20 protein-coding genes and 2 tRNA genes are annotated in these 24,443 nt (G+C 39.5%); 12 read left to right on the top strand and 10 right to left on the bottom strand.

Going from position 1 to position 24,443, the window contains the following annotated elements; translation table 11 throughout:
* Positions 1-75 precede the first annotated feature (75 nt).
* The 3 genes from AC6CH1_RS00005 (at position 76) to AC6CH1_RS00015 (ending at position 2,047) form a co-directional block, all read left to right on the top strand.
* Positions 76-151 (top strand) — tRNA-Asn (locus AC6CH1_RS00005).
* A gap of 1 nt (position 152) precedes the next feature.
* A tRNA-Glu gene (locus AC6CH1_RS00010) sits at positions 153-224 on the top strand.
* Positions 225-478: 254 nt separating this feature from the next.
* Complete coding sequence (locus AC6CH1_RS00015) at positions 479-2,047, top strand: S-layer homology domain-containing protein (RefSeq protein ID WP_498315868.1); 1,569 nt, start codon at positions 479-481, stop codon at positions 2,045-2,047.
* A 343-nt stretch (positions 2,048-2,390) separates the two neighbouring features.
* On the opposite strand, the gene AC6CH1_RS00020 is transcribed toward AC6CH1_RS00015, so the two are convergent.
* Positions 2,391-3,692, bottom strand: a complete 1,302-nt coding sequence (locus AC6CH1_RS00020) for a S8 family peptidase (protein WP_498315870.1) — start codon at positions 3,690-3,692, stop codon at positions 2,391-2,393.
* A gap of 140 nt (positions 3,693-3,832) precedes the next feature.
* Here AC6CH1_RS00020 and AC6CH1_RS00025 point away from each other — a divergent pair, with 140 nt between their 5' ends.
* Positions 3,833-5,047, top strand: a complete 1,215-nt coding sequence (locus AC6CH1_RS00025; protein ID WP_498315872.1) for a tetratricopeptide repeat protein — start codon at positions 3,833-3,835, stop codon at positions 5,045-5,047.
* A gap of 158 nt (positions 5,048-5,205) precedes the next feature.
* On the opposite strand, the gene AC6CH1_RS00030 is transcribed toward AC6CH1_RS00025, so the two are convergent.
* Both AC6CH1_RS00030 and exaC read right to left on the bottom strand, forming a co-directional pair.
* Entirely contained in the window at positions 5,206-5,532 is a 327-nt protein-coding gene (locus AC6CH1_RS00030; RefSeq protein ID WP_498315874.1) for a DUF779 domain-containing protein, read from the bottom strand.
* Between the two features lie 71 nt (positions 5,533-5,603).
* Positions 5,604-7,124, bottom strand: a complete 1,521-nt coding sequence (gene exaC, locus AC6CH1_RS00035) for an acetaldehyde dehydrogenase ExaC (protein ID WP_014824816.1) — start codon at positions 7,122-7,124, stop codon at positions 5,604-5,606.
* 435 nt (positions 7,125-7,559) lie between these two features.
* On the opposite strand from exaC, the gene AC6CH1_RS00040 reads away from it, so the two are divergent.
* Positions 7,560-8,579 (top strand): AbrB family transcriptional regulator, encoded by a 1,020-nt coding sequence (locus tag AC6CH1_RS00040; protein WP_498315876.1) that lies wholly within the window; start codon positions 7,560-7,562, stop codon positions 8,577-8,579.
* 174 nt (positions 8,580-8,753) lie between these two features.
* Positions 8,754-9,650: a heme o synthase gene (gene cyoE / locus AC6CH1_RS00045; protein ID WP_498315878.1), complete on the top strand. Its 897-nt coding sequence runs from the start codon at positions 8,754-8,756 to the stop codon at positions 9,648-9,650.
* Between the two features lie 655 nt (positions 9,651-10,305).
* On the opposite strand, the gene AC6CH1_RS00050 is transcribed toward cyoE, so the two are convergent.
* The gene (locus AC6CH1_RS00050; RefSeq protein ID WP_251689975.1) at positions 10,306-11,688 is read right to left on the bottom strand and encodes a dipeptidase; all 1,383 of its coding nucleotides are present in this window, start codon (positions 11,686-11,688) and stop codon (positions 10,306-10,308) included.
* 62 nt (positions 11,689-11,750) lie between these two features.
* Entirely contained in the window at positions 11,751-12,152 is a 402-nt protein-coding gene (locus tag AC6CH1_RS00055; RefSeq protein ID WP_251689974.1) for a histidine kinase, read from the bottom strand.
* A gap of 272 nt (positions 12,153-12,424) precedes the next feature.
* Here AC6CH1_RS00055 and AC6CH1_RS00060 point away from each other — a divergent pair, with 272 nt between their 5' ends.
* From AC6CH1_RS00060 to AC6CH1_RS00070, 3 genes are all read left to right on the top strand, one after another.
* Complete coding sequence (locus AC6CH1_RS00060) at positions 12,425-12,979, top strand: glycerol-3-phosphate acyltransferase (RefSeq protein WP_498315880.1); 555 nt, start codon at positions 12,425-12,427, stop codon at positions 12,977-12,979.
* The gene (locus tag AC6CH1_RS00065; RefSeq protein ID WP_498315882.1) at positions 12,966-14,483 is read left to right on the top strand and encodes an aminotransferase class V-fold PLP-dependent enzyme; all 1,518 of its coding nucleotides are present in this window, start codon (positions 12,966-12,968) and stop codon (positions 14,481-14,483) included. The genes AC6CH1_RS00060 and AC6CH1_RS00065 overlap by 14 nt, the downstream gene beginning before the upstream one ends.
* Before the next feature lie 411 nt (positions 14,484-14,894).
* Positions 14,895-15,440 carry an RNA polymerase sigma factor gene (locus tag AC6CH1_RS00070; RefSeq protein ID WP_498315884.1) on the top strand — a complete coding sequence of 182 codons (546 nt, stop codon included), beginning with the start codon at positions 14,895-14,897 and terminating at the stop codon, positions 15,438-15,440.
* A 274-nt stretch (positions 15,441-15,714) separates the two neighbouring features.
* Here the strand turns inward: AC6CH1_RS00070 and AC6CH1_RS00075 are convergent, their stop codons facing one another.
* The 5 genes from AC6CH1_RS00075 to AC6CH1_RS00095 all read right to left on the bottom strand — a co-directional run bounded on the left by AC6CH1_RS00075 (position 15,715) and on the right by AC6CH1_RS00095 (position 20,322).
* Entirely contained in the window at positions 15,715-16,140 is a 426-nt protein-coding gene (locus AC6CH1_RS00075) for a MarR family winged helix-turn-helix transcriptional regulator (RefSeq protein ID WP_251689969.1), read from the bottom strand.
* A 24-nt stretch (positions 16,141-16,164) separates the two neighbouring features.
* On the bottom strand, positions 16,165-16,566 hold the full coding sequence (spxA, locus tag AC6CH1_RS00080; protein WP_008404676.1) for a transcriptional regulator SpxA: 402 nt from the start codon (positions 16,564-16,566) through the stop codon (positions 16,165-16,167).
* Between the two features lie 608 nt (positions 16,567-17,174).
* Complete coding sequence (locus tag AC6CH1_RS00085; RefSeq protein WP_427711537.1) at positions 17,175-18,755, bottom strand: ABC-F family ATP-binding cassette domain-containing protein; 1,581 nt, start codon at positions 18,753-18,755, stop codon at positions 17,175-17,177.
* A 254-nt stretch (positions 18,756-19,009) separates the two neighbouring features.
* Positions 19,010-19,195 (bottom strand): SE1832 family protein, encoded by a 186-nt coding sequence (locus tag AC6CH1_RS00090; protein ID WP_251689967.1) that lies wholly within the window; start codon positions 19,193-19,195, stop codon positions 19,010-19,012.
* Between the two features lie 92 nt (positions 19,196-19,287).
* Entirely contained in the window at positions 19,288-20,322 is a 1,035-nt protein-coding gene (locus AC6CH1_RS00095) for a PseG/SpsG family protein (RefSeq protein WP_251689966.1), read from the bottom strand.
* Positions 20,323-20,433: 111 nt separating this feature from the next.
* Between AC6CH1_RS00095 and AC6CH1_RS00100 the strand changes: the two genes are divergently transcribed.
* The 3 genes from AC6CH1_RS00100 to helD all read left to right on the top strand — a co-directional run bounded on the left by AC6CH1_RS00100 (position 20,434) and on the right by helD (position 24,427).
* Positions 20,434-21,234: an NAD(P)H-binding protein gene (locus AC6CH1_RS00100; RefSeq protein ID WP_498315887.1), complete on the top strand. Its 801-nt coding sequence runs from the start codon at positions 20,434-20,436 to the stop codon at positions 21,232-21,234.
* A 165-nt stretch (positions 21,235-21,399) separates the two neighbouring features.
* Entirely contained in the window at positions 21,400-21,954 is a 555-nt protein-coding gene (locus AC6CH1_RS00105; protein ID WP_008404666.1) for an NADPH-dependent FMN reductase, read from the top strand.
* A 280-nt stretch (positions 21,955-22,234) separates the two neighbouring features.
* Positions 22,235-24,427, top strand: a complete 2,193-nt coding sequence (helD, locus tag AC6CH1_RS00110) for an RNA polymerase recycling motor HelD (RefSeq protein ID WP_498315889.1) — start codon at positions 22,235-22,237, stop codon at positions 24,425-24,427.
* Positions 24,428-24,443: the final 16 nt, after the last annotated feature.

Consider the following 24,443-nt stretch of genomic DNA (forward strand, 5'->3'; position numbering starts at 1 on the left):
AGCTGGTTAGAGCGCACGCCTGATAAGCGTGAGGTCGATGGTTCGAGTCCATTTAGGCCCACCAAATACAATTATTCCGAAGTAGCTCAGTTGGTAGAGCATCCGGCTGTTAACCGGCAGGTCGCAGGTTCGAGTCCTGCCTTCGGAGCCATGGCCCGTTGGTCAAGTGGTTAAGACACCGCCCTTTCACGGCGGTAACACGGGTTCGAATCCCGTACGGGTCATTTCTAAGCATGTAGCAGAGGCTACATGCTTTTTTGTTTGTAAAGGAATTTAAATTTTAATTTCCAATATAAATCCTCGAACTAGGAATTATCAATATTAGGTTGTTTAGAAAAAGACAAATCCCACTTCTAATTTTGAGTAATCATGAAAAGGATGATCAATCCATTACTACCAAAAAGATTTATTAGATACTATTCGAAAATAACTTCCTTTCTTTATTAAAAAACCTATAATGTATAAGGGAGGTTAGAAAATGAAAAAAGTATTTAGTTTATTATTAGTGTTTCTTCTAGTTATATCCACAATGTTACATGTTACAACGACGAGTGCAGAACAAGTGTTTACCGACGTACCGCCAAAACATAGTAATTATCAGGATATAGCTTATTTATTGAATAAAGGGATTATTAGTGCTGACAAAAAGACGTACGGTGTGAAAGATATTGTGACGCGCGAAGAAGTGGCTGTCATGGTTGCAAAAGCTGTTGGTCTTGATGGGACACAACGAGCGACAAAATTTAAAGATGTTCCGAAGTCACATAAAAACAGCGGATATATTCAATCAGCTGTAGAAGCCGGTATTATTAACGGCTATACGGATGGCACGTTTAAGCCGACAACAAAAGTGACACGTGGTCATATGGCGGCATTTATTGCACGTGCATTTGATTTACCGAAGGGTACGAAAACATTTAAAGATGTAAAAAAAGGGCATACGGCATATGAAGCGGTAAGTCAATTAGCTGCAGCAAAAATTACAACTGGTTATGAAGACGGTACATTTAAGCCTGCGAATAATTTAACTCGTGCTCATATTTCTGCGTTTTTAGCACGTGCGGTGAAATATCAGGAGAGCTTAGGATCATCATCTTCTAAATTGAACGTACATTTTTTAGATGTTGGACAAGGGGACTCGATTTTCGTACAAGCACCAAATGGCAAAACAATGCTTATTGATGCAGGGACGAAAGAGTATGGGAATACGGTTGTTGCTTATTTGAAATCTAAAAATGTAACGAAACTTGATTACGTAGTTGCAACACATCCGGATGCCGATCATATTGGTGGATTGGCTGCAGTACTGGAAAGCTTTACGGTTGGTGAATTTATTAACAGCGGAAAAGTCCATACAACGGCAACGTATGAAAACTTACTGCAGATGGTAGCCGATAAAAAAATTCCTTATACAGAGCCGAAAGCGGGAGACTTGATTTCATTGGATTCAAATATGAAGACTCAAGTTTTAGCTGTCAATGCACAAGCAAGTGATATGAATGATGCTTCGATCGTCTTAAAGCTGACGTATCAAAATATGTCCTTCTTATTGATGGGCGATGCGGATGCAGGAATCGAAGAGCAAATTGCGAAGAAATATGATGTTTCCGCAACGATTTTAAAAGCGGGTCATCACGGTTCAAGTTCAAGTAGTTCGCTTGGATTTTTACAAAAAGTAAATCCGAAAGCGGTTATTTTAAGTTATGAAGAAGGCAACAGCTATGGCCATCCGCATAAAGAAGTGCTTTCAAACATTAAAACGGTTGGTACGAAAGCTTACGCAACTGCACAGGATGGAACAATTGTTGTGACAACGAACGGTCAATCCTACTCGATTAGTGCGAAAGAGTTCATCGTGCCGAATACGACACCTGAAAAACCAAAAGGTGATGTGAATTCTGGAACGTATGTTATTCCAGGAGCACCGACTGCATTTAAAAACTGTACAGAAATGCGGGTTTATTATCCGAAAGGTGTCAGCTCATCGCATCCCGCTTACGCAACAGCAAGAGACGGCGATAAAGATGGCTGGGCTTGTGAATTATAATATACGTGAAGCAGCTTAAGTGATATTTACTTAAGCTGTTTTTTTATTGGGCGTTTTTATTAGAACAATGTTGCGGGATATTAGAAAAGTTGTAGGGGATATTAGAAGAAATCAGAAGGATATTAGAAGTTGCGCCGGTTTCATCTATTTTTTAGTCTTGTATGCGGTCGAATTCGCAAAACTGTAATGCGATCAGATTTATATTAGAACATTCTCGAACATATTAGAACACTGCGACCAACCTTAAAAAGTTTTACCGTTAAGGAAAGGGGGAGGAAAAAATAAATGAAAAAACGAAACACCAGCAGGACGTCCGGTGTTTCGTTTTTTATTACATCCTTTATTACTGAACGCGGGCAAACCCGAATCCTGAAGCGTAGTCATCGCCTGTAGCGGCACCGTAACCGCCTTTAATATCTACAGCTTTTGCGCGTGTTTGTAAGTTAGAACGCAGTTGCGTGTGTGACCAAGACGGGTTTTGCGCCCAGATTTTTGCTGCTAAACCTGATACGTGAGGTGTAGCCATCGATGTTCCGCTAATTGTATTGTAGCCGCCGTTATACCATGTAGAATAAATGGCTGAACCAGGAGCTGAAATTTCAATATCACCTTGTTGAATGACATAATCGCCATCCGTTGAAGCATAACCGCGTGAAGAGTAGTCAGCTACACGGTAAGTGCCGTTTTGCTGTACATTTTCCAATGCAGCTACTGCAATGGCGTTCGGTAATGCACCCGGATAGCCGATTGTTCCTTGTGCATAGCCTGAGTTACCAGCAGCTGCTACTACAAGTACGCCATTGCTGTATGCATAGTTGACAGCACTTGAAATTAGGCTGTTGTTCGCTGAAGAACCTAATGACATGTTAATAACTGTTTTCGTACGAGTAGATGTTGCTTGATCAGCCGCATGGCGAATCGCAGCAGCAATATCATCCGAGTAACCAGAACCGCTGTCTGTTAACACTTTGTATGCCCAAAGATCTGCATCTGGAGCAACACCGTAGACGCCACCTTGGTCGCTTCCACCATCTGCCAATGCTGAACCGGCAACATGCGTACCGTGGCCGTTTCTGTCAGTACAGCTATTGTTTACAACAGTTGTTGCAGTCGTAAAGTCTTTACATTGCTCCACATTGTTGGCTAGGTCAGGGTGGGACGTGTTCACTCCCGTATCAAGTACGGCGATATTTACGCCGCTTCCTCCAGATGTAGATGTTAATGAACTATTATTATAAATCGCTTTAATTCCCCATGGTACTTGCTGAGAAGCTCTTGCGTAAGCTGATGTATCCGGCGTTCTATCTTCTACTGTATAATCCTCGCCCAATTCCAAATTGATCGGATCTAAAGAAACGACAGGAACTTTTGTGACTGTGAAATTTTTATTCTTTTGTAATGCCTGAAATTGCTTTTCATTCATTTCCGTTGAAAATCCGTTCTCTGTTAATTCCCAACGAGCCGAATATTGTGCTTTTGCTGATTGTTTTGCAGACTGGTTGTTTGCTTCAATGTACACACGGAACTTTTCTTGGCCGACATTGTTTGCCGAATTGTCTTCGCTACCCAAAGTTGCCGCATGTGCTGGACTCATCAATGACCCTGCAATCAAAAGACTAAATAATGTACTCTTCACTTTTTTCATTTTTCCTGACCCCTTTTCAAAATATATTTGGATTACATATTGAATTTATCACATTAATAGTTTTTTGATTATTGGGAAAATATTAAGTATACTAGATAAACTAACTAACAAACGAACTTTAAAAGGGGTGTGGTATTTGAATGAAAATAGGTTCTTTAATAAAGTACTACCGTACAAAGCTTGGAATGACTCAAAATGAGGTAGCAGCGGGAATTTGCTCGATTCCACATATAAGTAAAATTGAGAATAACAATAAAGAAGCAAACTGCGAGACAATTCGACTACTCTTGGAACGTTTAAATATTAATAGCCGTGATGTAGAAAATAGCGAACACCATATCATAAAGTTATTGAAAGACTTACAAAAACAGATCAATTACCTAGAAAATGAAAAAGCTATTGCGACAATGGGGCTATTAAAAGATTATGAAGAGATCATTGGTTTTACAGAATCAGTTTATTTATATGAACTTTATAAATTACGTTACTACGTGTTTATTAACGATTACAAAATGGCGGAACATCAGTTGAAGTGGCTAAATGCCCACCGTCAGAATTTTTCCCAACATGAGAGATATTTACATTCTTACTATTATGCATTAGTTTTAATAACAAGGGGTAAGTATGCAGAAGCAGCTGTAGAACTAACTAATATACTTAAGACAAGCTCGGAACTTGGATCACTGGAAGGGGAGTTTTACTATCACTTTTCGTTAATAAAAGGCCGGATGGATGAACCGAACCAGGCGATTCTTTATGGGAGAAAAGCACTGCATTATTATAAGGATCAGTTTAATTTTAAGCGGATTATTTATACTTCCATGTCGCTCGCTCTTTATTACGCGCAGGGGAAAGTATACCATGAAGCAATCGAAATTTATGATCATCTCCTGAGAAATGTGGAACTGATGCAGCAACAGCAGTTATTGCCTGCTATATATCATAACCTTGGGGATTTATATCAAATGAGAGGCGAATATGAAAGAGCCCTCGTTTATTTTGAGCAAAGTGCTTCGTTAATGGAAAATAACAGCGATAACTATCTATTTTGTTTATATAATTTGGGCATGACGCAATTTCGCCTTGATCAAAAAGTAGAAAGTTTCAAAACCTTTACTATGTTAAAGGAAGAAGCAAAAAGTAAGAGAAAACTAAGTTTTAATTTATTTGCTTCTTTTTATTTATATTTGCTAGGTGGACAAGAAAAGAAAGCAATGGAATTTTTGGAGGGGAGGTTAATTCCGTTTACGGCAAACAGTGAAGAGTTTAAAGAAATGCACCAGCAGTTTTCTTATTTACTGGGCGAGTATTACAGGCAAGAAAAGAAATTTGAAAAAGCAATCCAATTCATTTAATTATAAAGGAGACGAGGAATATGAAGAAAAACGTTAAATTATCGTTATTATTATTAAGTGTGGCATTGGTGACATTGTCTATCCCAATTTATCCCCCAGTTTTATCATAATAAAAAGCGCCATTCAGAAGCTTTTAAGCTGCTGGATGGCGTTTTGCATTATTTCATAACCTTTGATTTCATCAAAAAAGCAAAGCCTTCCGCGCTCTCCAATGAAAAAGATGCGCCCTGACCTTCCATTACATCAACAAGAACTTGCATATGCTTTAAATACTCCGACTGATGCTTATCAATATAATACGGAACATCCGCAATTTCCCCGAGAAGTACAAGCTGGCTGCTAATATAGTGCCCGTCCTTTGTAAAACACATTGGCACCGTACCATCGCAGCAACCGGAAGACTGCTCAAACACCAAGTTTCCATGCTTTGCCTTCAACAGCTCGATAACCTCAATCGCTTTTTCAGTCGCGACTAACTTTTCCATAAAGCATCCTCCTAAAAAAAGAGGATGTACTGTAAAAGCACATCCTCTAATAGTTCGCTTCTCGCTTCGGCTTAGAAGAAACCTTGAGCGTTTTTGTTATAGCTTACTAACATACATTTTGTTTGTTGGTAGTGATCTAACATCATTAAGTGATTTTCACGACCGATACCTGATTTTTTATATCCGCCGAATGCAGCGTGAGCAGGGTATTGGTGGTAAGTGTTTGTCCAAACACGACCAGCTTGGATACCACGTACAGCGCGGTAAGCTGTATCCATGTTACGTGACCATACACCAGCACCTAGACCGAATTCAGTGTCGTTAGCGATTTCCATAGCTTCTTCGAAAGTAGAGAAAGTTGTTACAGAAAGAACTGGACCAAAGATCTCTTCTTGGAAGATACGCATTTTGTTGTGACCTTTGAATACTGTTGGTGCCACATAGTAGCCGCCTTCTTGGTCAGCATCTAATTGGTTTTGGTAGCCGCCGATAAGTAGCTCAGCGCCTTCTTCTTTACCGATTTCGATGTAAGATAAGATTTTTTGTAATTGCTCATTTGAAGCTTGAGCACCCATCATTACTTCTGTATCTAACGGGTTACCGATTTTGATTGCTTTAACGCGCTCTAATACACGTTCCATGAATTTGTCATAGATAGATTCGTGAACTAATGCACGTGAAGGACATGTACAAATTTCGCCTGAGTTTAATGCGAACATTACTAAACCTTCGATAGCTTTATCTAAATACTCATCGTCATGATCCATTACGTCTGGGAAGAAGACGTTTGGTGATTTACCGCCAAGCTCTAATGTTACAGGGATAATATTCTCTGTAGCATATTGCATAATTAAACGACCTACACCAGTAGAACCAGTGAACGCCACTTTGTTAATACGTGGATTCGTAGCAAGTGGTTTACCAACTTCGATACCTAAACCATTAACAACATTGAATACGCCTTTTGGTAATAAGTCTTGAATTAATTCGATTAATACCATGATTGAAGCTGGTGTTTGTTCAGCAGGCTTCATTACGATTACGTTACCAGCAGCTAATGCCGGAGCAATTTTCCATGAAGCCATTAATAATGGGAAGTTCCAAGGAATAATTTGACCGACAACCCCGATTGGCTCGTGGAAGTGGTATGCTACTGTATCGTTGTCGATTTCAGAAATTCCGCCTTGTTGTGCACGAATCGCACCAGCAAAGTAACGGAAATGATCCACTACTAAAGGAATATCAGCGTTTAATGTTTCACGTACTGCCTTACCGTTGTCCCATGTTTCAGCAACAGCGATTTTTTCTAAATTTTCTTCAATGCGGTCTGCAATTTTATTTAAAATATTCGCGCGGTATGCAACAGAAGTTTGTGCCCAGGCACCTTTAGCTGCATGTGCTGCGTCTAATGCTAATTCAATATCTTCTTCAGTTGAACGTGCAACTGAGGTAAATACTTTACCAGTTACAGGTGATTTTACATCTAGGTATTGTCCTTTTACAGGAGCTACCCATTCGCCACCGATAAAGTTATCGTATTTTTCTTTAAAGTTAACTACTGCACCAGCAGTATTAGGGTTTGCATAGATCATCTATTAACACCTCTATTATTGTTTTAAAGTTATAGTAACTTTATGTCTTCATTATGCAACTAAGTAAGTAAAATAGCAAATGAAAATGCTTACATACTTAGTTATGTCGTTATACTTGTAAAATGAAATCGCATGAAAAAATCATTTTTGGTGAAATTGTTTGTGTACTGATACAGTGGTTTTAGGTGGGTTAGGTGATGAAAAAAGTGGATTAAACCTTATATTATTATAATGAATGGTTATTATATAACAAAAATATATAGTGGAACTATATGTATAAAAATTCATGAACATTTATAAAAATTTTTTATATATTATATTTTCTATTTAATTAGTAGCTTTATAAGGGGTGTATTACCAGTTTAATAAGTTGTTCGCATTACGAAATAATTTGAGTTAAAATGAACGTATTCATCAAAGAAAAGGGGAGAAGTTATGCTTCTTGTATTCGTCATTGCACTTATTGGGGCACTTCTATTCTCCGCGCTTTCACTGCCGATTCCATGGCTGATCGGTCCTATTTTTTCGGTACTGGTTGCCCAGTTTTTCATAAAAGATAGGCTGAGATGGCCAGCAGTTTTGCGTAATACTGGACTTATAATCGTCGGTGTCGCGATTGGACAGCAATTTGATTTCTCGCTATTTTCCGATTTCAAATCATTGCTGTTCTTTATGGTCATCGTCAATGTTCTATTGTTTGCGTTTTGTTTAGGTATTGCATGGATTATTGCCCGATCAACGGGTCTTACATTTAAAACAGCCGTCGCTGCCAATGTGCCAGGTGGATTATCTCAGCTTGTATTGTTTGCAGAAGAAGAAGGGGACGTCCATTTAACAGCAGTCACTTATTTTCATATTGTGCGTGTGTTGGGGGTCGTGCTGCTCATTCCGTTTTTAGTATCTGGTCACGTTGTTGGGGGGGCGAGTATTCCGTTAACATGGGATGTTTGGCAAGTGATCTTGGTCATTTTGCTTGCTGCTGTTGCCGTTCCGCTTGGCAGAAAATTAAAGCTGCCTGTCGCGCACTTTTTAACGCCAATCATCATTGTTATCGGATTAAAATTCTTTGGAATTGAAGCGCCGACAATGCCAAGTGATGTTCTTCATATTGCGCAAATTTTAATCGGTGCCTATATCGGGCTGTTATTAAAGCCGGAAACATTGCGTCTTCCATTGAATGTTTTGATCGGTGGGATTGCCAGTACGGTTGCGATGATTATTCTCACATACGGCACAAGCTTGCTCATCGCCCGGTTTTTAGATTTAAGTTTTGCGACAAGCTTTTTAAGTACAGCACCTGGTGGACTCGATCAAATGGGGCTTTTAGCGGCTGCGGTTAAGGCGGATATTTCCGTTGTAACGGTTTTCCAGCTGTTTCGTTTGCTGTTTATATTCTTATGTATATTACCTATTATTAAGTGGGTTTATCGAGAGCGGGAAGAGTCTGTACAATAATGAATGATAAGCCGTTTCGTTAATTGTCTGCCCAGCAATCCAATCATTAATTGTGACAGGATTATCACGACATTTTAAATGGGAAAATGAGAAAAAAAGCCTGGATGCTAACCCTTTACGTCCTGATTAGGTTATACTAGAGAAAGTGATTAATTAGGAAGTAGGATTAAGAACATGCAAACGCAATCGAATCGACAGTTGTGGGCGCAAGCAGTGAAGACCGGCATTATAAAATCTAACTTAATTCCGATGATCGCGGCATTAATGCTCGCCCTGTATACGTATGAATTAAATTTTATTGATCATATTCCCGCTATTATTTATGCAATTATTGGTTCTGCGGCCGTCATAGCTGCTGCAGGTGCATATAACAACGTATATGACCGGGATATTGATCAAATTATGCCCCGTACAAAAACACGTCCAACCGTTACTGGAGAACTTTCTGCGAAGTTAGTGCTAATTGTTGCGACGATTTTATTAATACTAGGATGTACGTCGCTTTATTTAGCATCACCGTTAGCTGCTTTGTTAGGGTTTTTAGGTGTATTTTTCTATGTTGTCCCTTATACAATGTGGACAAAACGCCGTACGATCTGGAATACAGAAGTTGGTAGTATTTCAGGCGCTATGCCCCCACTTATTGGATGGGCAGCCGTCGCTCCGGATCTTTGGCATCCGGCTGCATGGGCACTGTTTCTAATTATGGTCATTTGGCAAATGCCGCATTTTTATGCCATCGCCATTCGTAAAAAAGAAGACTACGCCGCGGCGAATATCCCGATGCTACCTGTAGCAAAAGGGGAGCAACGCACATATATTCAGTCGAATATTTATCTCGTGCTCCTAATTTTATCGAGCTTTTTATTTTTACCGCTTAGCTTAGGTTTAACAATCGTTTCTCTTGTCCTTGGTGTCATTTGGCTCTGCATGAGTATTGCGGCATCAAAAAAACAAGGTGAGAAGAAATGGGCGAATATTATGTTCGGCTATTCGCTCTTCCATATGATGGCTGTATTTGGGACAGTCTTTATTTATGCAACAGTTGGCATGATTTTAAATGCGCTTTAAAGTTGTAGAATTAAAAACTCATTCATTTTCTTATAGGGAAAATGGATGGGTTTTTTGTTTATAGAGGCTGAGCGCATGCATAGGTTTGTTCCTTTTTTTAGTGAAAAGTACTTATATATAATGAATTTCTCTTTTAAATTATAAAATTTCATCAAAAATCAACTAAATAATATCAAAATATTATTATTTTCTATCCGCTTGTTGAGAAATTGTGAACAGAAAATGTGAGCATAATATGACAATGAGAACCCTCGTATTTTTTGATGGAAGGGGACATGTTATTATTGGTTTATCAAGTAGAGCGGGTTGCATGGTAGGCAGACTTGCTCACTCATTGATATGCTATGTTACTCATAAATCTCGTACATGACTTCGACAACATATAAAACCCCCCTATTTTTTATATGGTCTCGTACGGATTACAAAAGACTCCAATGCTGTAGTGGGCATTGGAGTCTTTTTTGTTTAAGGCTAGGCTAAAGAGCCAACTCCTCGCAACATTTCGGTCCCTCGTGCAAAAGTGGTGAAGCATTTACTTTTGCACGAGGGCCCTCCAATGTCAGAGGCTCACATGATGTGGGTCATTATGGGAATGCCACAGGGACATGGCGTTTTGCCCACTAGGAGTTGGACTGGCGCTTTAGCACTTTTATCTTTAAAATTTAATTGTTGCTACTTCATGCATGTAATCGCCAAGTACTCGCAAGCCTTGGTCGAAGTTTTCAAGATGGAAGTGTTCGTTTGGTGCATGGAAGTTTTCACTTGAAAGACCGAAGCCCATTAGCACAACAGGCAGGCCTAAAATTTCATCGAATGCTGCAACAATCGGGATTGATCCGCCACCGCGCGTATAAGCTGTAGGTACTTCGTATACTTTTTCATATGAACGACCTGCCGCCTGAATTGCCGGGTGGTCAAATGGTGTTAAATAAGGTTTTCCTTTATCAAATTCAGAAATCGTTACTTCGACACCAGTTGGTTTATGCTTTTCAATATGCGCTTTCAGTAAAGAAACGATTTCTTCAGGGTCTTGATCCGGTACTAAGCGGCATGTAATTTTTGCACCCGCTTCAGCAGGTAATACTGTTTTAATGCCTTCACCAGAGAAGCCGCCAAATACGCCGTTCACTTCCAATGTTGGACGTGCCCATGTTTGTTCCAAGTAAGAATAGCCAGCTTCACCGAATAATTCTTTCACACCGACTTCTTCTTTTAATGCTTCTTCATCAAAGTTTAGGTCACGGTAAGCTTGACGCTCTTCTTCAGATAGGGGACGCACTGAATCATAGAAGCCTTCCACTTGAATTGTCCCGTGCTCATCACGGAAAGATGCTAAAATTTCGGCAAGTGCATGGATCGCGTTTTGAACACCGCCGCCATAAAGGCCAGAGTGCAGGTCACCTTTTGCACCGCGCACATCAATCTGCACACCTGTTAGTCCGCGTAAGCCATAGCATACTGCCGGTTTTCCTTTTGCGTATAGACCTGTATCGGAAATGACGATCAAGTCTGCAGCTAATTTTTCTTTATTGTCCTCAGTATACTGTGGAAGAGACGGACTGCCGATTTCCTCTTCACCTTCATAAATGAATTTCACGTTTACCGGTAATGTACCTTCTGTCGCAAATAACGCTTCGATCATTTTTAAATGCATGAACACTTGTCCTTTATCGTCCGAAGAACCACGTGCAAACAGTTTATTGTCGCGGATGGCCGGTTCAAAAGGAGGTGTTTCCCATAAGTTTAACGGATCAACTGGTTGTACATCATAATGACCGTAGAACAGAATCGTCGGTTTGCCTTCAGCATGAAGCCATTCCCCATAAACGACCGGATGACCAGCTGTTTCATCTACTGATACGTTTTCGATGTTTAATGATTTTAAGTGGTCTGCCAGCCAGTTTGCCGCTGACAACATATCTGCCTTATGCTCAGATAAAGCGGAAATACTAGGAATGCGTAAAAATTCGTTTAACTCCGCTAAATGACGTTCACGGTTTTCTGTGAAGTAAGCATCTAATTTTTCTAAATGACTCATATGATTGAGTGCCTCCCTTTATTTCGGTTGTAGAAATAATTATAGCATAGAACGAATGGAAATCAGCTTCTCATCTTTCCTTTTTTTGAGCCTGCGTCAAACACCCAATACATTGTCGCTGTCGCAATGGCAAAGACAATTCCGCCATATAAAGGCAAGTAAATGGATTCCATCATGAGGGAAATTGTCATTAAAAGCGTGAAGGAGATGAGTAGATGCGCAAAGTATTTATGGAACCGTTGATGCAAAGTTGTTTTTAATTCAATCAGGACATCGGATACCATGACAAGCCCAAACTCTATAATCCCGTAAATTAGGATGAACCCAATTAAGTTGCCCCAACCTTCAAATTCAATTCCGACAAGCAGTAAAATTCCTACTTCCACGGAAATTGCGATTCCGATGATCGCTATAAATAGTAATCCGATAAAAATAAAGCCGATAAAACCTCCGAAATTCTTCATATAAACTCCTAACAAATTTGAATAGATAATAGTTAGTATAAATGAATTTTAGAAAAAAGAGGGAAGCACGCTCCGTGAGAGAATATAAAAGCAAATTTTTTTCAATTGATTCTCTAAATGATTATATGGAGTACCCGCGAATAATCATTTTATAAACCCATTTAAAGTTAAGAAATACTGTATTGTGTTTTTGATAAATATGGAAAGCAATCGGTGCAACTTCTGCTCAAATACGCTACGATAAAAATAATAAATCCAAAAGGGTGATCAGGATGTTCTATATATTGCTAAGTTATTTATTCGGTACAATCCTTTTTGCGGTCGTTATAGGGAAAATAAAAGGAATTGATCTGCAACATGCAAATAGCGGCAATCTTGGAGCGCGAAATGCCGGACGCACATTAGGTAAGTGGGCTTTTATCCTCGTGGCAGTGGGGGATGGTATGAAAGGGCTGATCGTAGTAGAAGCAGGGCGTATGCTGGAGCTTCCTGAACTGACGATTGCACTTGCTGTCATTGCTGTAGTGCTTGGTCATTTGTACCCGTTTTGGAATCGCGGAAAAGGCGGAAAAGGAGTAGCAACGGTAATCGGAGCAATGGTCGCTTTTTCGCCGTTACTGATATTAGTATTTTTAACCGGCTTTTTATTGAGCCTGCTCGTAACAAAAAGTGCAACACTTAGTATGACAGGCGGATTCATCGTGTATGGACTAGTCTCGAGCGTATATATGGATGCAGGGTTTATCGTAACGATTGCACTTGTTCTCGTTATTTGGAAACAGCGTCATAGCATTGTAGAGAGGGTGAAACCAAATGTACTGGAGTAAAATTGCAGCAACAGATGAAGAGTTCGACGCAATTGCAGCATTAAATTATGAAACATTTGTGGAGGAAATTCCTCAACATGAGCACAATCCTTCGCGTCGTCTCATCGATAAATTTCATGAAGAAAATGTATATGTGATAGTTTATAAAAATACGGAAATGGTTGGTATGGTAGCATTCCGCGATACACGACCATTTTCAATCGACCGTAAAATCGGGGATGTAGAAAACTATTTGGATGCAGAAGTTTGCGAGCATTTATGCGAAATCCGGCTGCTCGCGGTGAAAAAGGATCACCGGAACGGACGTGTTTTTACAAAGCTTGCAACAGCGATCTACCGTTATTTTTATGATGAGGGTTATACGGCATGTGTCATTTCCGGGACGGTACGTGAAGAGAAAATGTATACACAAATGGGGTTCAGACAATTTGCTTCAGCCGTCGGAACAGAGGAAGCACGTTATTTGCCGATGGTTTTAACACGGCAGGAAAGTGCGGTTTTCCGTGAGCGTCTGCGTGAACAGAATATAGTGTTTTTCCCAGGACCGGTTGCATTGGAAAAGCCGCTCATTCCATCAACGATTTCTCATCGCTCCGTAAAATTTCAACAAGAGCTTGATGAGATGAAAAATGAGTTATGTAAGCTAGCAAAGGCAAATTACGTAATACCGCTTGTTGGTACAGGGACACTTGCCAATGATGCGATGTTTGGCCAGATGAAAAGTGAATTTCCTAATGAAGCCGGACTAGTATTGGTAAATGGGGAGTTCGGCCATCGCCTTTATAACCAGGCAAAACAGTGGGGTCTACATATTGAAAAAATCGATGTTGGATGGGGAAATTTATTCGATATTGCGCAAATTGAAGCATATTTACAAATGGGCGGTTATCGATACATTGTATTTGTGCATGGCGAAACGTCAAACAGTATATTGAATCCGCTTGACGAGTTACGGGAGCTGGCGGATAAATATGATATCAAGTTATGTGCGGACTGTATTAGTTCGTTTGGTTCTGTGCCATTTTCAATGCAGGGGCTTCAGTATGCAACAGCAGTTAGCGGGAAGTCGCTCGGTGCGATGGCGGGACTTGCTTTCATCTTTTGTAAGGAACGGCCGTTTTCGAGTGCTGCGCCGTTGTATTTAAATTTGCCTTATTATATAGAGAAACAAATTCCATTCACATTGCCGCATTATTTTGTGGAAGCTGTCAGTGATGCACTAAAGTTGTATCCGGAGCGCTTTGAAGTATTGGAAAAGCGGATGGCAACAATTAAAAATTCGGCATTTAAAGTAACAGCAACTTATCCGATGATTGCTACATGGGAACACCCGAAAATGGCTGAAATTCTTACCACATGTGCATTGAACGGCTTTTTACTGCATGGTGACAGCGCTTATTTAAAGGAACGCAACATCGCCCAAATCAGCACAATCCAGCCAAGTTTTGAAAAGGATTTTAAAAGATTACAAGAATTGCTTACTTATGTAATGGAAACGTTGTAGGGGAAATTAAGGGATAGTTGATTGGAATGGACGGGAGGAGACTCCTAGGGGGCTAGCCCGAGTGAGAGCGCAAGGAACAAAAGCTAAGAACGCCACGTCCTGTGGCAACGCTTTTGTGACCAACATCGTGTTGGCCTCGGGCGCCTGGAAAGCGTCCGACCCGGAATGGAAATCAACCATACTATAATGAAGAGGCGTTTACTATCATATAGAATTTTATAATGCAGAAACATTTATTTCGTTCAAATGATTACAACCAATCTTACAGCATTGTAAGGTAATTGAAAGCCAATCCGATAGAGTGTAATAGTTTAATTTGGCACAATAAGGTCATAAGGAAATTTAACATAAACATACGATGTAACTATGCCAAGGGCGCACTTCATATAAAATCTATCGGAGGACTTTCAAATGAATGAATTATTAACGACTATTTATGATGAATACAACCGCTACATTTACCATCTTTGCTTAAAGCTTACACGCAATCAAAACGAAGCAGAAGATTTAATGCAAGAAGTTTGGGTAAAAGTTGTACGCTATGAAGAATCAGTATCAAAAGTAGACCATGTAAAAGCATGGCTTACAACAATTACGATGAATACATTCCGCGACCGCTATCGCAAAAATGTACGTCGCAGTAAATACATGATCAATCAACCTGAACAATTAGACGTGCCGATTTTAGATTTGGTTCCCAACAATGATTTTACGACAGAAGAGCTTGTGGAAAAAACAGAAATCACAAAAATCGTCCAAGAGAAAATGGGCCAGCTTGATAGCATTTACCAAAAAACATTATGGTATTTCTATGTGGACCAATTCTCACTAGCTGAAATTTCCGAGCTGATGAAAGTATCAATCGGTACTGTAAAATCTCGTCTGTTCCGCGCAAAAGCACGCTTGAAAGAAATTTTATTATCCGACAATGGTGTCGCAGAAGCAGTATTGGCTTAGTAAATTATAGGACGAAAGCTATGGCAGAAAGTTGCCATGGCTTTTTTTCCGTCTATGAATGGCGAATAAAAAATAAAAGTGGCCAATATATCAGGAAGTGGCGAATATTATTTTAAAGTGGCTATTTTTTCTTTGAAAGTGGAGAATACAGAGGCAGTTGTGGCGAATACGAAAGAAGAAGCGGCGATTATCACACTAAAATCGGCGAATAAAGTAAAACACGATTAGCAGAAGCCAAACAAAAGAACACATGAGCATATGCTGCTCATGTGTTCTATAACTTCGTACATTTATCAAAAATTGCCGTTAAAGTTTTAATTTCATCTTCTGTTAACATGCCGAACAGGTTTTCGAAAAGATTGTCTACTTGCTGTTGAGAGCGTTCGAGCACTTCGATTCCTGCTTCGGTAATATGAATTTGCGAAGCGCGGCGATCCGTTTCATTTTGTGTTTTTTCAATGAGCCCCGCCTTAATGAGCTTCGTCGTCAAAACCGTCACGCCACCTGTAGTCACTTTCAGCTTTTCTGCAATGGCAGAAGGGCGCTTGGGGCCATCTGTATGCAAGTAAGCTAAAATTAAAATATGTGATTTCGAGAAGCCTAACTGATTTTGACTGTTCCATTGATTAGCAATTTTGCGTTCCAACGATGTCATCTTTTCAAAAAGTTCGGTTAACTGCTCGCGTTTATGCTCATTCATCAGTGTCAACTCCAAATGTTATCACTATTCTACGGCTAATTTCTGGAGGGCATTTAATTCAAATGCACGCACTTTACGAGGGATGAAACGACGAATGTCCATTTCGTTATAGCCGATCTGAATGCGTTTTTCATCAAGTAAAATAGGGCTGCGCAACATACGAGGATGCTGCTGTATTAAGTTGTACAGTTCTTGAATGGATAACTGGTCAATATCAATGTCCAGGTTTTTGAAATCATTCGAGTTTGTCGCAATAATTTCATCCGTACCATCTTCTGTCATACTTAAAATATGTTTAAACTCTGCTAAAGTCAAAGATTGAGATGTTGTTCTTTTTTCAGTATAAGTAATATTATTTTCGTTTAGCCATTTCAATGCTTTTCGTGATGAGGAACAGCTCGATTGTGTATAGATTGTTACTGTCATAATTAATTTCCTCGCTTTCCCATAATCAATAATTTGGTGATAGCTTAGTTGTAAGACATTTACTTATAATAATATCTTACCAGTAAGCTATTTATAATGCAATAAGTTTATTATATGTTTCCCTTTAACTGTTTACCCATTCTTCTAATAATTTATACGTATAAAACTATAAAAAGTTTCTAATTTAATATTACAGTTTTGTAAAGTAGAAACTAGAAGAGGGAGGGGACCTGCTGGGCGCGGTTAGTTTTGAACAGGAAATTATTCTAATATGTAGTGGGAGTGCTCTAAAAGACCGCGACTTTTTAATATATTCTTGAAATATTCTATATAGAACTTACTATTTAAAAATTTTTTCTCGAATAAAGAGGTTGACTGCGATTACCCAATAAAACAGCATTTGTTCCAATAAGTATGGCAGTTTTTAAATAAGTGCTCGAACAATTTATATATTCTTCAGCTATACTAAAAAATCCTTGCGAAGCGCTAATATATTAACGGAAAATTCTAAAATTTGCATAGGATTTTCAAATATTTGCCATAATTCTTCTAACGCACTAAAAAAAACAGCGCACTCCTAAAAAAAGAGTGCACTGCTTCATTAAAAACTATTTAAATTCGTTTAATTCCTTCGTTTCACGAGTCGTAAACCAGTCTTGCACGTTCCACACTTTTGTCGCTAAACCTTCATAGAACTCCGGCTCATGCGATACTAGAACGATTGTACCTTTGAAGTCCTTCATGGCGCGTTTAAGCTCTTCTTTCGCATCAACGTCCAAGTGGTTTGTAGGTTCGTCAAAGATCAGCCAGTTTGTTTGATCCATCATCAGCTTGCAAAGACGTACTTTAGCCTGCTCACCACCAGAAAGAGAATTCAGCGGACGAGTAATATGGTCTGTTTTCAGACCAGCACGTGCCAATGCTGCACGAACTTGTGCTTGTTCCATAGAAGGGAACGCATTCCACACATCATCGATCGGTGTGATTTTATCTGCTTTTACTTCTTGTTCGAAGTATGACGGCTCCAGATAGTCGCCTAAAATCACTTTACCATCCAACGGTTGAACTTTGCCTAACATTGTTTTCAGTAAAGTCGATTTCCCGACACCGTTCATGCCGACTAATGCAATTTTTTCACCACGTTCGATTTGGAATGTAAGTGGCGGCAATAATGGTTTTTCTTTATCATAGCCAATTACTAAGTTTTCTGCTTCCACTATATAACGGCCAGGTGTACGCGCTTCTTTAAAGCTGAACTCCGGTTTTACGGCAGTTTCCGGGCGATCGATACGCTCCATACGGTCCAGCTGTTTCGCACGTGATTTTGCACGGCCGCTTGTTGAGTAACGTGCTTTGTTGCGCGCAATGAAATCTTCCTGCTGCTTAATAAATTCCTGCTGTTTTTCATATGCATCTATATGCTGGCGCTTATTGATTTCCGCAAGCTCGATAAACTTTTCATATGTCGCAGTGTAACGCGTCATTTTCGTGAACTCTAAATGTAGAATTACATCAACAACATTATTCATAAATTCCGTATCATGCGAAATTAACAGGAATGCATACGGATAGTTTTTTAAATAATTTTTCAGCCAAGTAACATGTTCTTCATCAAGATAGTTCGTCGGCTCATCCAGTAATAATACTTTTGGTTTTTCAAGTAAAAGTTTAGCAAGTAAAACTTTTGTACGCTGACCACCAGATAATGCGGCAACATCGCGCTCCAGACCAATTGCATCCAATCCTAAGCCACGAGCGATCTCATCAATTTTCATATCAAGGCTATAGAAGTCACCAGCATCCAATGCATCCTGGATTTCAGACATTTCTTCCAATAGGCTGTCGTAATCTGCATCAGGTTCGCCTAACTCAACTGAAATTTCATTTAAACGCTCTTCCTTCTTATATAAAGGTGCAAACGCGTCACGTAATGCATCACGCATAGAACGGCCGGCTGTTAAAACCGTATGCTGATCTAAATAACCGTAATGTGTGCCAGGCAACCACTCCACTTTTCCTTCATCGTGAATTGCTTGCCCTGTAATGATGCTCATCAATGTCGATTTCCCAACACCGTTTGCACCAACAAGTCCGATATGATCGCCTTCAACAAGACGGAATGAAACCTCTTTAAATAACGTACGGTCACCAAATGAATGACCTAAATTTTCAACAGTTAATATTGCCATATATAATCCTCCGAGTGTTTTAGTGTTTCCTACTAATAACGTTGATTTCCGTTTCGGCGGACGCTTTCCGGGGGCGTGGCCTGACACGAACGTCTCAGGCGTCACGCTTTTCCACCAGGAAGCTTTGAGTGACTTCTTTGACTCCGCTTCGCTCTGCAACGAAAGGCGGAGCCGGCAGTTGCACTCGCCGCCTACACTCCAATCAACTAGATTCTTGTTTATAAAAAATTTTATCCATTAAAAAACCCGCAACATTAAAGTGCTGCGAGCTGTTTGTTTAGTTCTGCTAGCCGTGCTTCCATATTTTCAAGGCGTGCGAGCGCTTGTTTTACTGAGTCTGCATGGCCAAGTGATTCTAGCTTTTCCATATCGCCTTGAAGATTGATGTAATCATTCTTTAATTCGGCGATTTCCTGCTGAAGCTGGTCTTTTGTTTGCATTATTAATTACTCCTTTATTTTCGGAAATTAATCTTTTCATATTGTAACATAATGCATACATTTATGTGATGGGGAAAGCCTAACTTTTTAAGTTAAATATGTGCCATATTATGACGGGCATAAGCTAAATCGAGCAGCAGGTTTTTAAGAATATCATTGTTTGTCAAAATTTCAAGACTGCGCTGCTTTCGGACAGCACGTTCACGGCGCTGCTCATGAAGCAAGAGCTCCATTACGGCATTTTGAATAATGGACTGCTTCATTTTTCGACCTAACCCGATATGGATAAAGCCGTTCATCTCGCGTGTAAATGCATAATTCAGTTCATTATCCTGTTGGGCCGTTGTAATACAAGGAATTCCTGCTGCCGCCACTTTATATGGCGTATAGTTGGCATTGCAAATAATCAAGTCTGCTTGCGGCATCAACTCGAGCAGGGCATCAGGTTTTTGAACGATGACGGTATTTTTCCGGCTTAACGCCATCATTTTTAGACTATCGATGTCATGATGATAGTCATCATCAATCGCAACTGAAATCTTTAAGGGAATTTGAAGTTGGGTTAAGTGGCGTAAAGTACGGTAAGTCAGGTTGTTGCTATCCCCATCTTCAAATGCGACAACAATATGCGGAAGTGAATCTTTAATTGAGCTATCGGGTTTTTCAAGGATTTGATGTGCGACTTTTTCTAAATTTGGCGTTACGGCAAACGCATAGCTGCCGGCAAGCTCATGTGTATGGGTCTCTTCATGGGATTCACCAAACAACGAAACGATATGACAGTCGCTAAGCTGTGCACCCATGCCAAAATCATCAAAATGAACAATCGTCGGGCAAAACGGTTTAATCATTTCAATTTGTTCAACTTGGGTATCTTTGCCTTCATGGATGATTAAATGAGGTTCCAATTCACGAATTTTCTTTTTGAGTTCGATAAAACGTTCAAACTTTACAATATTTAAGCCTGTTTGGGCCAATTTATCAAGAAGCTGTTCGTTTGCAGTTTTCACAAAGAGAACGACCTCTTCTTCCTGCAACAGATTTGCCAATGTTACTGCACGCTCAAAAGGATAAGTTCCTTTAATCTCACAATGCTCGATAATCCATATAATTTTTCTTTTTTGCACGTAAATCCCATCCTTTCCACTATCTCTATAAAATATGGTGGAATTGCCGAAATTATGAATGAGAGAGTTTTCTACATATACATACATCAAAATAAAGAAAAGAGGAAACATATGAAAACGATGCGCTCGGCGTTGGTCGTAGGTGCAACAGGATTGGTCGGTTCTTCGCTTGTGAAGTTACTATGCGAGAGTGAGGAGTATGCTGCAGTCAATGTCATTTCGAGAAGACCGCTTGATTTTACGCACCCGAAGTTAGTTGTAAAGCTGTGTGAATTTGATCAGATTGCCGACAAGGATATTGAATTTGCTCATGAAGTATTTTGTTGTTTAGGAACGACGATGAAAAAAGCGGGTTCAAAGCAGCAGTTTGAAAAGGTCGATTTTGAGTATCCGCTAACGATTGCAGCTATTGCAAAAAACCGCGGGATCGGCCATTTTATTGTTATTTCTGCAATGGGAGCAAATGAAAAGGCACTTGCTTATTATAGTAAGGTAAAGGGAAAATTGGAGGCAGAACTTATTAAAATGGATTTCCCTCGACTATCCATCGTACGTCCATCACTCATTACAGGGAATCGCCAAGAATTCCGTCTAGGAGAAACGATTGGCGATAAAGTATTAAAGATACTTAATCCGATTTTATTCGGACCGCTGAAAAAGATGCATTCCATACCAGCAACACAAATAGCATTGGCAATGAAAGTAATTGCACTTCACGGGAAAGAGCAAAATGTGGCGATTTACTTATCAGATGAACTGCTGGAAATGCAAATGCCCATGATTGAAAAGAGAGAAGCTTTAGCAGAAGAAGAAGTGACCTTTAACTGGGATAAATACAAGGAAGACACATTGCCGCCAGTAAATATTGAGGAAGTAGAGGGAAATCGGAAAAATGAAGAGCGGGGTAAATAAGGCTTAACAATCCTCACTTTTAGTTGGGGAATTATTGAAATCCCTTTCCCGATATAACAATGTAAGACGAAAGACTGAAATTAAACTTTACTAAGCAACTACCTATTAAAAAGGAATGTTATTCTGATACAATATGAGTACAATGATTTACATGGAGGAACATTTATGAAAATATTACTTGTCGATGGAACCATTTTTGGTCGTAAAACCGGCGTTCTTTTGGAACAGGTTCAACAATATATTCAAGCTTTCAACCCTTCGCTAGAATTAGAGATTTTATACTTCTCAAAATTACAGCATCAAATTTTAGACGGCAGTCCGCTAAATGATGATATGAAAAAAATGATACAAAAATTTGAAGAAGCAGATGCTTACATTTTCGCATCACCGATTTTCCAGGCATCGATCCCAGGCGTACTGAAAAATGCCTTCGATATGATTCCACCAAAAGCGTTACGTTACAAGCCGGCAGCTATTATCGGCAATGGCGGAACATACCAGCATCATTTAGTATTGGAAAACCAATTGCGCCCGATTCTTGATTACTTCCGCTGCCTAGTTACACCAAACTATGTATACACACATGCGGATCACTTTGATAAAGAAAATAAAATTATCGATGAAGATGTGCACAACCGCCTGCGCGAACTTGCACGAGTATTCGTTCAATATTGCGAAATGACAAAAACATTATCAAAACAAGCAGTTGATATGCAATAACCATTAGGAGCCTCCATTAATATATGGAAGCTTCTTTTTTATTTCTTCGGCAAACGCCTCATTACCCCTCAGAAAATTCATGAATATAAATTGGCGTATAATAAATTTCTTTAATCATCATAATTTAAAGTTAGGAAGATGCTATAATAGAATTGTTAAATTTTGTAATGACGAGGAAACGGAAAATAGTTTCAATTGAATCCAACGTCATTTTGAAGTACCATGAATATTTATGTAAAGAGAAGATTTTACTTCCGGAGCATTTGGAGGCGAACCAATAGTGGAACAAACGATATGGCAACAGGAAGAAACACACTTAAAAGAAATTAGTGCTCTTCTAAAACAACAAATAAAGATTCAGTCCAATCATTTAAAAAAGCAAAAAGGAGACATTGTTGAGGAACGCTCACAAGCATCTTCGGAGTTTAACGATGTTTCAGGGGAAAGTGCCATTCAGTTTTCGCAAATGCTGCAAACGATGCAATTGCGCGAACGGGAGTATCTGAATGCCAGCGAACAATTGAGCAAAATGCAAATTTTATATAAAAGTCCGTATTTCGGGCGTATTTCAATTGAAAATGAAGAAGGCGAGCGGGAACATTTATATATTGGCTTATCAACATTCCGCGAACCAAAAACGGATGATGTGCTGATTTATGACTGGCGTGCACCAATTTCAAGCCTTTTTTATGAAAATAAAGTCGGAAAAGCACGCTATCAAATTCCGGACGGAGAATACATTTCGGTTACGATTCAAGGCCGCCGTCAGTATAAAGTAAAGTACGATGAACTGTTGCAAGTGTTGGACGCGGATATATATGTAGGCGATGAAGTGCTGCAAAGCCTGCTGTCGGATACGGCAAAAGAAAAGATGAAATCGATTGTCGCAACGATCCAAAGTGATCAGAATATCGTCATTCGTTCTTCGAATAAAGATAATTTAATCGTACTCGGACCGCCTGGCAGCGGGAAGACATCTGTTGCGATGCAGCGAATTGCTTATTTACTGTATGAGTACCGCCAAACAATGAATGCACGCAGTATTCTGCTTATTTCACCGTCCGATTTGTTCAATGACTACATTTCGAACGTGCTGCCGGAGCTCGGTGAGGATAATGTTCAACATACGACGTATTACCGTTTGTTGCGCGATTTAAAGTTATCTTATTATAAAGCAGAATCAAGCTACGAAAATATTGAACGTCTTCAAAAGGCGAGCAAAGAGGAACGCGAGCACTATGCATTTAAAGGTTCGCATGCATACGTAAAGCAGCTGCTGAAGTATATTGAAAGTCTAAAGAAGAGCGGCATGCCGTTTTATAATTTAAAAGTTGAAGGAAAGCTGTTCGTTTCCGCCAAGAAACTGACGGATCTGTTTTATGACAAGTTCGGCGCATTGGATATTGATTTCCGCTTGAAAAAAATCCGTACAGTACTGCTGGAAAAAATAGAGCAGGAAAAAACAAAAGACCGCAAAGTATTGATGAAGGAATTAAAGTCAGTCAATACGTATATCGGGACAGATAAGGAAATCGAGCAGCAGGCAAATGAAAAGCTTCAAAAAAGGTACGGCAAACTTGAAAGTGCGATTCATCAGCTAGGGTTTGTAAATTTAAATAAAATGTATCTGCATACGTTAACATACCAAAATGATAATTTAAAAACACAAATGATTCAGGCTGCAACGACTGAAACGCTGAAACAACGCATATTATATTACGAAGATTTGGCACCAATCATGTATATGCAAGCTGTTGTAAAAGGCTTGTATACAGATAATACGATTAAACATATTGTCATTGATGAAATTCAGGACTATTCGTATTTGCAGTTGCTGACGATTAAAGCAATGCATCCAAAAGCGCATTACACATTGCTGGGGGATAAAAACCAGGTCGTGCATCCGCAAATGAAGGACTCACTTGCAGGTCCATTGTCCAAGCACTTTAAAGCAGTCGAGTTAAATAAATCGTATCGCTCGACAAATGAAATTACCGATTTTATGAGTGCGATTTTAAACAACAAGACAACCGAATCGCTTGGTGTATCAGGGGATAAGCCACAAATTATCGAAACGAATACAGTGCGCAAAACAATTGCCCAGCTTGTCGGCTTGCATTATAAAGAAGAAGAAAGCTTCGTCATTTTATGCAAAAATAAGCTGGCATGTGAACAATTATACAACGAATTAAAACCGCTTCTTCCACAGCTTCAGCTCGTTACAGAAGAACAGAAGGTATATATGAAGGGGCTGCTTATCATGCCCGGCTATATGGCGAAAGGCTTTGAGTTTACAACAGTTCTTGTAGCGGATGCCAATGCCCATATATACAGGGAAGATATGGATGCGTATTTACTGTATACAATTGCTTCACGTGCGACACGTCACTTATTTCTAGTAACGGACGGAACATTACCAAAAGCGCTTGCACACATCGGAGAACAGTATTATCGTAAAGAAGTGAACATTTAGCCGCCTTAATGCGTCT

Source organism: Solibacillus sp. GQ1, from assembly GCF_059758555.1.